This is a genomic window from Variovorax sp. 01T439_2 (assembly GCF_056398445.1).
In genome coordinates, this window is sequence record NZ_JBFTPJ010000076.1 from 1 (window position 1) to 10,961 (window position 10,961).

At 65.1% G+C, this 10,961-nt stretch carries 13 protein-coding genes; 9 read left to right on the forward strand and 4 right to left on the reverse strand.

Going from position 1 to position 10,961, the window contains the following annotated elements:
• Positions 1–668, reverse strand: a 668-nt coding sequence (locus AC1DOC_RS05855) for an alpha/beta fold hydrolase (protein WP_478129526.1), incomplete at its 3' end; no start/stop codon positions are given.
• Between the two features lie 126 nt (positions 669–794).
• Between AC1DOC_RS05855 and AC1DOC_RS05860 the strand changes: the two genes are divergently transcribed.
• The 4 genes from AC1DOC_RS05860 to AC1DOC_RS05875 all read left to right on the forward strand — a co-directional run bounded on the left by AC1DOC_RS05860 (position 795) and on the right by AC1DOC_RS05875 (position 4,251).
• A complete protein-coding gene (locus tag AC1DOC_RS05860; protein ID WP_015865831.1) occupies positions 795–1,448 on the forward strand; it encodes a glutathione S-transferase family protein in 654 nt (217 codons plus the stop codon).
• Positions 1,449–2,023: 575 nt separating this feature from the next.
• The gene (locus AC1DOC_RS05865) at positions 2,024–2,626 is read left to right on the forward strand and encodes a hypothetical protein (protein ID WP_015865833.1); all 603 of its coding nucleotides are present in this window, start codon (positions 2,024–2,026) and stop codon (positions 2,624–2,626) included.
• A 129-nt stretch (positions 2,627–2,755) separates the two neighbouring features.
• Entirely contained in the window at positions 2,756–3,265 is a 510-nt protein-coding gene (locus AC1DOC_RS05870; RefSeq protein ID WP_478129527.1) for a GNAT family N-acetyltransferase, read from the forward strand.
• 464 nt (positions 3,266–3,729) lie between these two features.
• Entirely contained in the window at positions 3,730–4,251 is a 522-nt protein-coding gene (locus AC1DOC_RS05875) for a c-type cytochrome (RefSeq protein WP_478079805.1), read from the forward strand.
• 21 nt (positions 4,252–4,272) lie between these two features.
• On the opposite strand, the gene AC1DOC_RS05880 is transcribed toward AC1DOC_RS05875, so the two are convergent.
• Positions 4,273–5,199 (reverse strand): LysR family transcriptional regulator, encoded by a 927-nt coding sequence (locus AC1DOC_RS05880; protein WP_015865837.1) that lies wholly within the window; start codon positions 5,197–5,199, stop codon positions 4,273–4,275.
• A 119-nt stretch (positions 5,200–5,318) separates the two neighbouring features.
• Here AC1DOC_RS05880 and AC1DOC_RS05885 point away from each other — a divergent pair, with 119 nt between their 5' ends.
• The gene (locus AC1DOC_RS05885; RefSeq protein WP_015865838.1) at positions 5,319–6,284 is read left to right on the forward strand and encodes an alpha/beta fold hydrolase; all 966 of its coding nucleotides are present in this window, start codon (positions 5,319–5,321) and stop codon (positions 6,282–6,284) included.
• Between the two features lie 30 nt (positions 6,285–6,314).
• Positions 6,315–7,106 carry an SDR family NAD(P)-dependent oxidoreductase gene (locus AC1DOC_RS05890; RefSeq protein WP_018904913.1) on the forward strand — a complete coding sequence of 264 codons (792 nt, stop codon included), beginning with the start codon at positions 6,315–6,317 and terminating at the stop codon, positions 7,104–7,106.
• A 57-nt stretch (positions 7,107–7,163) separates the two neighbouring features.
• Here the strand turns inward: AC1DOC_RS05890 and AC1DOC_RS05895 are convergent, their stop codons facing one another.
• On the reverse strand, positions 7,164–7,913 hold the full coding sequence (locus AC1DOC_RS05895; protein WP_478079806.1) for a DUF4303 domain-containing protein: 750 nt from the start codon (positions 7,911–7,913) through the stop codon (positions 7,164–7,166).
• A 168-nt stretch (positions 7,914–8,081) separates the two neighbouring features.
• Between AC1DOC_RS05895 and AC1DOC_RS05900 the strand changes: the two genes are divergently transcribed.
• Positions 8,082–8,477: a tautomerase family protein gene (locus AC1DOC_RS05900; protein ID WP_015865841.1), complete on the forward strand. Its 396-nt coding sequence runs from the start codon at positions 8,082–8,084 to the stop codon at positions 8,475–8,477.
• A 107-nt stretch (positions 8,478–8,584) separates the two neighbouring features.
• Here AC1DOC_RS05900 and AC1DOC_RS05905 read toward each other — a convergent pair whose 3' ends face one another.
• Positions 8,585–9,565, reverse strand: a complete 981-nt coding sequence (locus AC1DOC_RS05905) for a tripartite tricarboxylate transporter substrate-binding protein (protein WP_015865842.1) — start codon at positions 9,563–9,565, stop codon at positions 8,585–8,587.
• A 187-nt stretch (positions 9,566–9,752) separates the two neighbouring features.
• On the opposite strand from AC1DOC_RS05905, the gene AC1DOC_RS05910 reads away from it, so the two are divergent.
• Together AC1DOC_RS05910 and AC1DOC_RS05915 are read left to right on the forward strand one after the other, a co-directional pair.
• Positions 9,753–10,313, forward strand: coding sequence for a MarR family transcriptional regulator (locus tag AC1DOC_RS05910; protein ID WP_015865843.1), 561 nt, complete (start codon positions 9,753–9,755; stop codon positions 10,311–10,313).
• A gap of 61 nt (positions 10,314–10,374) precedes the next feature.
• The coding region (locus AC1DOC_RS05915) for an FUSC family membrane protein (RefSeq protein ID WP_478129528.1) at positions 10,375–10,961 on the forward strand (587 nt) is incomplete at its 3' end.

Below are 10,961 nucleotides of genomic sequence, written 5' to 3' on the forward strand. Positions count from 1 at the left end.
CTGCGAGGCTGGGTGGTGTAGTTGCCGTTGTTCCACTCCGGATCCCTGCGGATGGACTCGGTCAGCAGCCGGCGCATCATCCAGTTGCGGCTGGACATCTCGGTGGGCTGGCACGCCATCGGCACCAGCGCGTCCATGGCGTCAGGGTGCTTCACGCCCCACATCCAGGCATGCATGCCCCCCATCGAATTGCCGATGATCGCCCGGAGGTGCTTGACGCCAAGGTGTTCGGTGACGAGCCGGTACTGTGCATCCACCATGTCGTCGTAGTTGTAGCGGGGAAAGTTGGCGCGCAGGCCATCCGAGGGGCGGGCCGACTTGCCGGTTCCCAGGCCATCGGGAATGATGATGTAGTAGCGGGTGGCATCCAGCGGCTGGCCCACGCCGAACAGCTCGCCGGCAAATGCGGGCGTCAGCATGCTTGCCGCCGAGCCGGCGGTTCCATGCAGGACCAGCACCGGCTCGCCGCTGGGCGCGCCAATGGTGACGTAGTTCAGGCGCAGTTCCGGCATGACCTGGCCGGTGTGAAAGCGAAAGTCCTTGGCGATCCAGCTGCCCTCCTTCGGCGCCGGGTAGTCGGCGGCCCGGCTCGACAGGGCGAGCATCGCGAGGCAGGAGTACAAGGCGGCTCGCAAGGCGAAGCGGTTGAAGTGCGGAATGGCAGGCATGCGGTCTCCTGTGGTTTTGAGCACAATTTACCGTGAAAGCCACGTTTGCCGCGCCATGAACTATCTGACCGGCCTTGCTCAAAATGGCGCCGGCGCTTCCTGCCGTACGCCGAAAGGACACTCACCATGACCATCACCATCACCGCCTTCGAACGCTCGCCCGATGGCGGCAAGGGCCTGGCGCGCGACACGCGCGTGCGCTGGGCGCTGGAAGAAGCCGGCCTGCCCTACCAGGTGCGCCTGGTGTCCTTCCGCGCGATGAAGGAGGCCGCGCATCTGGCGCTGAATCCCTTCGGCCAGATCCCCACCTATGAGGAAGGCGAGCTCGCGCTGTTCGAGACCGGCGCCATCGTGATGCACATCGCAGAGCGCCACCCGGGCCTGTTCCCCGCCGATGCCAACGCAAGGGCGCGCGCCATCACGTGGATGTTCGCGGCGCTCAACACGGTCGAGCTTCCCATCCTCGAACTCGTCACGGTCAGGCTGATGGAGGGCGACAAGCCCTGGAAGGCCGAGCGCATGCCCCTCGTGGAAGACCGGGTGCGCGCCCGAATGAACCAGCTGTCCGCGCGCCTCGGCGATGCCGAATGGCTCGACGGCGGCTTCAGCGCGGGCGACCTGCTGATGGTGTCGGTGCTGCTGCGGCTTCGGCCCTCGGGCCTGCTGAACGAGTTTCCCAGCCTGGCCGCCTATGTCGCTCGCGGCGAAGCGCGGCCGGCCTACCAGCGGGCGTTCGCCGCGCAGCTGGCGGTCAACGCTGCGCCTTTGCCGGCGAGCTGACCTGGAAGGCTGCGTCAACTTGTCGCCGCCAGTTCTGATGGTCTTCTCGCTTTCGAAATCACTTGCCACCAGGAACAATTTCCAATGCTGACGCAGACACTGCAAGACGGGCCGCCTAGAGAGCGAATTGCGACAAGTGGCGTGCGCAGCTCTGCGGCCTGCGCGCTCCGTCGAGCACAAGAAGGCATTAGTGCCTTGCGGATTCGAAGGACGGCATGGGCCTGAAGCTCTGGACGTTGCGACCGGCTACGGTCGGCCAGAACCGGCCGTACGGCTCCGAGGCAGAATGCACCCGATCGCAGTCATAGAAGGCGACGCAAGACGCGATGCCGGTTCACGAGGAGCGCTGATGGCAGTCGGAGTAACGGCGAGCCTTGGCAACTACTTCGTGTCGAGCACCGGAGGCGACGTGTTCCAAATACTCGAGGAGGCCCTGGCCGCCTCTGCTGAGGAAAAGCAAGATGCTGTTCTCCAGTAACGTGCTTCAGCCGGCCATATGCAGTCATTCAGCCAATTGCCACCAATTCCGCGAGACCGGTCGTTCGCGGCGCATGCCAATCTAGAAGCCTTCGAAAATGCCTCCATCAACTGAAGCCCTGCAACGACTGAGCGACTTCGCCTCTGGCAAAACCCCGGTGCCTGAGTTCGAGCAACAGCTCTACACCGATCCGGAGATTGAAACATTGCTCTCGGCAGAGAGCGCTCCCCGATTTTGCCAAACGGGGACAACGCTGTTCCACTACCTGATTGGAATCGACCTCAGCGACCCAGGCCACGTGCTCAGCGCAAAGGACGTGTTGGTCTCGTTGCTCCAGAAGCACGGAATGACGACAACGCTGGACGGGGCCGCAACGGCGGAATATGCGCTGCTGCTCGATGCCCAGCCGCGCTGGCTGGACGCGGACGTCAAGTTCCTTGCCTCGTTACTCGCTGCCGCGCCATGTCTACCTTCCAAACAGAGAAAGGCATGGCTGCGCCAGAGAATCTTGGAGCTGTTCAAGTACGCCAAGCAGCCCCCGCGCTGGTTGCAGTCTCCAGCGTGGCCCATCGGAGATGCTGGCCCTTTGGTCTTCTTGGGGCAGTTTCCTGTCGCCGACTACTTTCATGACGAGGCGGCGGTGTATGTTTTTCATGACCCGGCGAAGAACGCGTTCACAACGCTCGTTCAGCACTGCTGAGTTCGCGGCATGAGGACGATCACCAAGACGCCTCCTCACGGCCAACTGAAGGCCTTCGAGAGGCGGGGCTAAATGACAGCGAACTTGGTGGGGAGGAGTAACGTGAAGTTGATGCAAAGAAACACTGAAATGCAGGTAGTCAAAGCGACAGTGGGCTATGCGGCTGAAATCGTCTCCGTGTTGACGGACGCGACGAAATACAAACTTCAGCGCGGCGATTTCGCCTGGGGCAGCCGCGGTCCAAGCGAGCAAGAGGTGCTGGAGCAAATCAACAGAGACGAAATGTACGTCGTCCTGAGCGACTGCGATGTCGTCGGCACCTTCCGCCTCCAGTGGGACGATGAGCACTATTGGGGGAAGCAGCCGCCGGTGGCGGCCTACATGCACGGGCTCGCCGTCAAGGAAAGCGCTCACGGCAAAGCTGTAGGCGCGAACGTTCTGACTTGGACTGTTCAGGAGGCAGCCCGGCAGGGCCGGCAGTATCTTCGGCTGGACTGCGATGAGAAGAACTTCGCCCTTTGCCGCTACTACGAGAGACGAGGATTCATTCAAGTCGGCGAACGGGCTCTACAAAGTGGCTACGTAGCAGCGCTTTACCAGTGCGAGAYCGGCCTCAAAAATGAAAGCGCAGCCGCATGAGCGCCTGATGGAACGACCGCTTCGGAGTATTCAGCAGGACCGCAGTGGGCCTGGCCCAGTCTTTCAGTTCTCCAGAAAGCCGCCGGTCGATTCGGCCGCCCACCATCTACCTCGAGAGCCTGACCAAGAGACCGGGTGCGGGATTGGGCAGTACGCCTTCGACGTCCGTGCTCCTAGTGCGCATCGCAGCGCGATGGCCGCCGGTATATTGTTCGCCCGTGAGCTCGAAGCTCGCCATGATGGAGGCCGACTCCGAGCCGCCAGGCTCGAGGACCTCCGGTGCATCGGCTTTTGGGTGGGTGCCGCGGCATCGTCGCGCCAGCGCGTGGTTAGCCACCCATGACAAAACGCCTGGGCAGAAATAGGACAAAGCGCCCATGCGCGGTCCGGAACCGATCGCTACCGTGGTGCCATGCCTGCTTCGGCATGAACGCCAAACCGGGGGCCAGCCAATGAAGAATCGCATGAGTCCACATGCCGCCCTGATGGCTCGCCCGGTTCGCCGCGTCGCGCGCGCCACCGCCGTGTTGACCGTCCTCCTGTCCTCAGCCCTGGCAGGGGCGCAAACAGCCAGCAGCCAGAAGGCAGACAAGGGCGAGATCCAGCGCGGCCGCTACCTGGTGATGGTCGCGGGCTGCAATGATTGCCACACGCCCGGCTACGCCGCAAAGAACGGTGAGGTGGATGAAAAGCTGTGGTTGACGGGCGACGCCCTGGGCTGGTCCGGCCCTTGGGGCACGACGTATCCGGTCAACCTGCGCTTGTTCATGGCCGACATGAGCAAGCAGCAGTGGGTGAAGCATGCTCGCACCATGACACCCCGCCCGCCCATGCCATGGTTCAACGTGCGCCCGATGACGGACGCGGACTTGAAGGCCATCTACGCCTACACCCGCTCGCTGGGCCGCGGTGGCGACCCGGCGCCCGCTTTCGTACCGCCGGGTGCCAACAAGCCTGGCGGCCCGTTGGTGCAGTTCCCCGGATGACCGGTCTGGATCGGCGCAGACTCACTTGCCCACCGCCGTCATCCCGCCTGTCACCAGCGGCGAGTCTTGAAAAGCATCGACCAGGAAGTCGACCATCATCCGCACCTTGGCACTGAGATGTCGACGGCTTGCATAGATTGCCAGGATGTCGACGGGCGGCATGTGATAACCAGGCATGACCTCGACCAATCGACCAGCCCGCACATCCTCGCCAATCACGAAGCTCGGCTGCCAGATGACGCCGGCACCAGCGAGCGCCGCGGCGCGCGCGGTTTCGCCATTGTTGGCGCGCAAGGCCCAGCGCACGCGCACGGATTCCAGTGTTCCGCCGGGGCCGGCAAACTGCCATTCGTCCGAAGTCGCACCGTAGGTGTAGCCCAGGCACGGATGCCGCGAAAGGTCCGCCGGCGTCTCGGGCATGCCATGGGCCGCAAGGTAGCCGGGCGAGGCACAGACCAGGTTCTGCGAGCGGCCCAGGCGGCGCGCGATATGGTTGCCCGAGGTGGTGCGCGAGATGCGGATGGCCAGGTCGTAGCCCTCTTCGACGATGTCGACCACGCGGTCGATGAGCGCGATGTCGAGCTCGACGTCGGGGTACTTCGCCATGAACTTCGGCCACAGCGGCGCCAGCACGAGGCTGCCGAAGCTCAGCGGCGCGTTGATGCGCAGGCGCCCGCGCGGCTGCAATGACGCGGTGGTCGCCAGGGCCTCGGTCTCCGCCACCTCTTCGAGGATCGATTTCGCCCGGTCGAAGAGCGCTTCGCCCCCTTCGGTGAGCGACAGGCGGCGCGATGTGCGGTTCATGAGCCGCGTGCGCAGGTGGGCTTCAAGCTCATTGACGTAGCGCGTCACGTTGGCCGGCGAGGTGTCCAGCGCGTCGGCCGCCTTCGTGAAGCTGCCCCGCGCCACCACGGTGACAAACACCTCGTACGCACGCAATCGGTCCATGGGCCCACTTCCAATCATTCATAAAAGCTGAATGAGTAAACCACTTTTGGGCTCTTTCTGGAAGTGAAGCTGAATCATAAATTCACCTCACCCCAAAACCGACAGAAAGGAAAACCCCCATGACCGACACCGATCTCAGCTCCGCCGCCCCCTCTGCGCCCACCCGCCGCGCCCTGCTTGGCGGCGCCGTCGCCGTGGGCGCCGCCTTGGCCATGGGCCGCGCCGCACATGCGGCACCCGCCGCCGACGCGGTGCCGGGCTTCCGCTCGGGCAGCGCGGAGGTGAACGGCACCCGCATCCACTACCGCATCGGCGGCAGCGGGCCGACCGTCGTGCTGCTGCACGGCTATGCCGAGACCGGGCACATGTGGAACCCGCTGATGCCGCTTCTGGCCAAGACGCACACCGTGGTCGTGCCCGATCTTCGGGGTGCCGGCGATTCCTCGAAGCCCGAGACGGGCTATGGCAAGAAGAACATGGCTGTCGACATCCACGAGCTTGTGCGCTCGCTCGGCATTCGCAGCGTCAGCATCGTCGGCCACGACATCGGCCTGATGGTGGCCTACGCATATGCCGCGCAGTTTCCTTCGGAAACCGACAAGGTGGTGCTCATGGACGCCTTCCTGCCCGGCATCGGCGAATGGCAAAACGTCTGGCTCCTGCGCGACCTGTGGCATTTCCATTTCCACGGTGCGACGCCGCTGGCGCTCGTGAAAGGACGCGAGCGCATCTATTTCGAGCACTTCTGGAACGACTTTGCGGCCGACTCCAAGCACTCGGTGCCCGAAGCCGACCGCCAGTTCTATGCCAGGGCCTATGCACAACCCGGAGGCATGCGTGCAGGGTTTGAATATTTCAAGGCTTTCGAGCAGGATGCAGCCGAGTTCGCCGAACTCGGCAAGACGCCGCTGCCCATGCCGATGCTGGTGCTCTCCGGTGAAAAAGCCGGTGGAACCTTCCTGATCGAGCAGGGAAAGATGGTTGCGACCAACGTGCAGGGCGTCCTCGTCAAAGGCTCCGGGCATTGGTTGATGGAAGAGGCGCCAGAGCAGGTCATTCCGGCATTGATCAATTTCCTGGGCTAGCGGAAAAGCTGCCAAACCTGGAGAACCAAGATGGACTTGCAACTCGATGGAAAGCTCGCCCTGGTGAGCGGAAGCACCGCCGGCATCGGCTTTGCAATTGCGCGCACGCTGGCCCAGGAGGGCGCAAGCGTGATCGTGAACGGCAGATCGCAGCCGGCGGTCGACGAGGCGGTGGACCGCATCCGCTCGGAAACGCAAGGCACGGTGCTCGGTTATGCCGGGGACCTCAGCCGGGCCGACGCTGCCGAGGAAGCCGTGCGTCGCCACCCCGGCATCGGCATCCTCGTGAACAACCTGGGCATCTTCGAGGCCAAGGCCTTCGAAGATATTCCCGATGAAGACTGGCAGCGCTTCTTCGATATCAACGTGCTGAGCGGCGTTCGTCTCGCGCGCCTGGTGCTGCCGGAGATGAAGCGCACAAACTGGGGCCGGATCATCTTCATCTCCAGTGAAAGCGCGGTGCAGATCCCGACCGAGATGATTCACTACGGCATGACGAAGACCGCGCAACTCGCGGTGTCGCGCGGCCTTGCGGAATCGCTCGCCGGCACCCACATCACGGTGAACAGCGTACTTCCGGGCCCGACCAGATCACGCGGCGTCGGCGACTTCGTGGAAGGCATGGCGCGCTCGAGCGACAAGAGCTTCGAGCAGGTCGAGGCAGAGTTCTTCGACCACGTCCGCCCGACCTCGCTGATCAAGCGCTTCGCTTCGCCGCAGGAGGTGGCCTCGCTCGTGGCCTACGTGGCAAGTCCGCTCGCGTCGGCGACCACGGGTGCGGCCCTGCGCGTCGACGGCGGTGTCGTCAAGAGCGCCTTCTGACGAGGGCGCGATCGAAGCTCAACGGCTGGGTGCCTTGAAGGCGATTCCAATCGCAGCTCATTCGCAGAGCTTGATCCAGCGTTCGAGCCGGCCCACCACGCGAGAAGTGTTGAGTCGGCCGATCGAGCCTTCCATATCCTCGTTGCCTTCGATCTGGCATAGCAGCACAACCTCTTCACGCGCGTCGCCGGTGCCGAAGAAGCCTTCACGATCGAGTTGTTCCATGGCGGCAATGCAAGCCTCGAACAGGCCTGCGTACAGGACGTCGAATTCAACCTCGCAAGGCAGGTCGCTGCGGTGGCATGGCAGGATCATGCGGTAGGCGATGTCGAGGAACTCACCGCCCTCCGCGTAGGGCCACTCGGCGGAGCACCAGACCTCGCTTTCATCGTCCATGTCGCCTGGAGCGCCCAAACCGAGATGGCCAGCGGCATGGACGATGGTCATCGCACCGTCATCGCTGCCGAGCGAGAAAAGGCGGATGGTTTCCTCAGGATGGGCCGCGCGGATGGCCTGGAAGGCGCGGCGAGCACCTTCGCGAATCTCTTTGGTGAGCAAGGGGAAGTCGATTCGAGCGGGATCGTGCATGCCCTGGCGCACCCGTTTGTAGCCCTGCGCCTCGATCTCGTGGCCGCGCTGCGCGAGGGCATCCTTTGCGGCTTGGGCACTTGCGAACTCGGCGACCATGGAGTGCCCCATGGTGTTCACCTTGCCGTTCGCGCTCCACAGCGAATTGCCGAACTGGCGCAGTTCGTGAAAGTCCGTGGGCACCTCGTTGTCGAAGCGATAGAACAGTGACCAGGTCATTGGCGGGGAACTCCTTCGGGGGGGGTGTAGTGTCACGACGATACAAGGTACTTCGGCCTGGTCTCCAGCTTGACCGCCCATTCGCGTACCGTCGGCGCGAGCGTGAGGCCTATCATTTCTGCTGATCCCCTGGCGGAATGCGAGCCTTAGATTTTCCAAGGAAATCCTGTGCCTTACCTGCAACTCGACGTCAACGACAGCTATCCCGAGGATTTGAAGCAACAGCTCGCGGCTCGGATGTGCGAGACCTATGCGTCGATGATGAGCGTTGATATTCGGCGAATATCCGTAGCGATCCGGGAATTGGGCGCCGGCGCTATCTGGCGCGTCGCCGAAGCGGGCAAGGCGCCTGTGCCCGTTTCCTTGCTGATGCTGGACATCCGCCGCGGCCGGCCAGCCGAGCTTCGGATGGAGGTAGCCAAAGCCTTGTGCGCGCATTGCATCGAACTGCTGGGCCTGCGCGAGGACCGATTGAACGTCGAGTTCACCCAGCACGATGGCGACGAGATGTACCACCCCGCCCTGGGTGGCTTCAGCCCGGACTGGCGGCCGGGAGAAACCTGAGACCGGCATCCGCTCAAGTGAGCGGCCACCCGTCTCTACTCAAGAACAGCGGATAGAAACCCGCGGCCAGAAAAAGTCCGCGCCAATCGGCAACGCCGACCGCCCCCTCAGGGCTGAAACCCCGAGCGCCGCACCACCGGCTCCCACTGCTGGCGGAAGGCCTTGAGCATCTGCACGGTCTCGGCCTGCGTGCTCACGATGGGCGTGATGTAGGCGGCGTTGGCAGCCTTCTGCAGCGCCGGGTCCTGCATGACTTCGCGGATCCTGGTGGACAGCAGCTGCACCTTGGCCGGCGGCATCGTGGCCGGGGCGAAGAAGGTGTTCCAGCCGTCGGCATCGATCTTCATGCCGGCTTCGCGGAAGGTGGGGATGCCCGGCGCGAAGCTCACGCGCTGCTTGCCCGACACGGCCAGGATGCGGATCTTGCCGGCCACGTGCTGGCCGTAGAGCGAGTCGAGCGTGTCGATGGCAATCGGCAGGCTGCCGCCGCTCAGGTCGGCCGACAGCGGCGCCGAGCCGCCGTAGCCCTTGATCTGCGGCTGCACGCTCAGCGCGTCGCCCACCATCAGGCCGAAGAAGTGCGGCAGGCTGCCGGTGGCCGGCACGCCGAAGACGGCCTCTTCGGGATGCGCCCAGAGCCGGCCGACCAGGAACATCGCGCGGTCGAGCTGGAGCTTGTTGCCCACGGCCAGCGCGAAGTCGTAGCTGCTGACCTGCGACACCGGCACGAAGTCTTTCTCGGCGTCGTAACCCGCGTCCTTGAAGACGAGCGGCGCCACCACCATCACCGCGGGATTGCCGAGCATCAGCACGTTCTGCGACGCGGGCGCGCGCCGGAGCTCCTTGGCCGCGAGCCGGCCGCCTTCGCCGGGTCGGTTCTCCACCGTGACGGCCACGCCCAGCTTGGGGCCCAGCCGCTCGGCGACCAGGCGCGCGATGCGGTCGGTGCTGCCGCCGGCGGTGTAGCCGACCACGAGCGTGAGCGCGCCATCGAGCGCGGGCGCCTGGGCGTGGGCCAGGGGAGCGGCACCGGCGGCGAGCGCCAGGCACCATGCCGTGAGCTTGCGCCGGGAAAGGAATGCGGTCATCGGATCTTCCTGCTTGCAGTGGTGGCGACCGGGCGCGCGCAGGACCTCACGGCGACAATCGCCAGCCCACATTCGTTTCTTCCCGTGTCATTTGTTACATGGTTATACGCACGCAACAAACAGTTGATCTAATCCATCATTTCCGCGCGAGGCGCGCGAACGACACCGCCTTGACGGCCCCGACCTGATGCACGACACGCAAGGCATGCAAGCCTTTCCCGACGCCAGCGCCCTGCGCGCGCCCCGCTCCCTGGACGAGCTGCTGCTGTACCGGCTTTCGCGCGCGGTGCGCACCGCCAGCGGCATGGCCACGCGCCTGGTCGAAGGCGGCTTCGGCATCACGCGGCGCGAGTGGGGAATGATCGGCACGCTCGCGCAGCATGGCGAGATGAGCTCCTCGGCGCTGGCCGCGCACCTGCAGCTGGACCGCGTGCGCACCTCGCGCGGCCTGCGCAGCCTGGTCGAGAAGAAGCTGGTCTCGCGCCGGCAGGACGAGGAGGACCGGCGCGGCGTGCATATCCGGCTGAGCCCCTCGGGCCGGGAGCTCTTCGAGCGGGTGTTCCCGCGCATCGCGGCGCTCAACACCGATCTGCTCGCCGGCATCGCGCCCGCGCAGCTCGACGTGTTCCTGCAGTGCCTGCAGCACCTCGAGCAGCGCGCCGGCGCGCTGAGCGCACAGGGCGTGGTGGTGGAGAAGGCCGACCGGCGCGCGGGCGGCACCCGGCACCGCTGGCCTGAGGCGGGCTGAATCAATCCCGCGGCCGCGGCACGGACCGTCCGGCTGGCACGCATCGTGCGAAACGATGGCAATGGCTTCTCTTTTATCCCTCGATCTTTTCCACCAGCGGCTTCGCTGGATGGCGGGCCGCGCCCAGCCGCTGCGGGTGTTGCTCACGCTCGGCAGCCTGATGGCCATCGGCAGCCTCGGAGGACATGCCGAAGCGATCACGCCGCTTTTCCTCGGTGCCATTGCAAGCGCACTGGCCGAGACCGACGACAGCGCCCGGGGCCGGCTGCGCGCGCAGGCCGTCACGCTGGGGTGCTTCGCGGCGGCGGCCTTCGCGGTGGTGTCGTGGATCGACCACCCCCTGCTCTTCGTCCCCGGGCTGGCGCTGGCCGCGTTCGCGCTGACGATGCTGGGCGCGATCGAGCCCCGCTACAAGGCCGTCGGCTTTGCGACGCTCGCGCTGGCGATCTACGCCATGCTGGGCATCGACGGCGGCGCGGCCGCGCCGGGCGGCACCGGCCGGTTCGGCGAGGCCCTGTGGCTGCTGGCGGGCGCCACCTGGTATGGCGTGTTCTCCGTGGCCTGGTGCACGCTCTTTCCGGCGCAGCCGGTGCAGGCGCAGCTGGCGGGGCTGTTCCGCGTGCTGGGCGACTACGTGTGCTTCAAGGC

Excerpts from the sequence above, each read along its gene's own strand:
- AC1DOC_RS05860 (WP_015865831.1), top strand. The coding sequence starts at position 795 with ATGACCATCACCATCACCGCCTTCGAACGCTCGCCCGATGGCGGCAAG.
- AC1DOC_RS05865 (WP_015865833.1), top strand. The coding sequence starts at position 2,024 with ATGCCTCCATCAACTGAAGCCCTGCAACGACTGAGCGACTTCGCCTCT.
- AC1DOC_RS05895 (WP_478079806.1), bottom strand. The coding sequence starts at position 7,913 with ATGACCTGGTCACTGTTCTATCGCTTCGACAACGAGGTGCCCACGGAC.
- AC1DOC_RS05910 (WP_015865843.1), top strand. The coding sequence starts at position 9,753 with ATGCACGACACGCAAGGCATGCAAGCCTTTCCCGACGCCAGCGCCCTG.
- AC1DOC_RS05890 (WP_018904913.1), top strand. The coding sequence starts at position 6,315 with ATGGACTTGCAACTCGATGGAAAGCTCGCCCTGGTGAGCGGAAGCACC.
- AC1DOC_RS05885 (WP_015865838.1), top strand. The coding sequence starts at position 5,319 with ATGACCGACACCGATCTCAGCTCCGCCGCCCCCTCTGCGCCCACCCGC.
- AC1DOC_RS05880 (WP_015865837.1), bottom strand. The coding sequence starts at position 5,199 with ATGGACCGATTGCGTGCGTACGAGGTGTTTGTCACCGTGGTGGCGCGG.
- AC1DOC_RS05875 (WP_478079805.1), top strand. The coding sequence starts at position 3,730 with ATGAGTCCACATGCCGCCCTGATGGCTCGCCCGGTTCGCCGCGTCGCG.
- AC1DOC_RS05905 (WP_015865842.1), bottom strand. The coding sequence starts at position 9,565 with ATGACCGCATTCCTTTCCCGGCGCAAGCTCACGGCATGGTGCCTGGCG.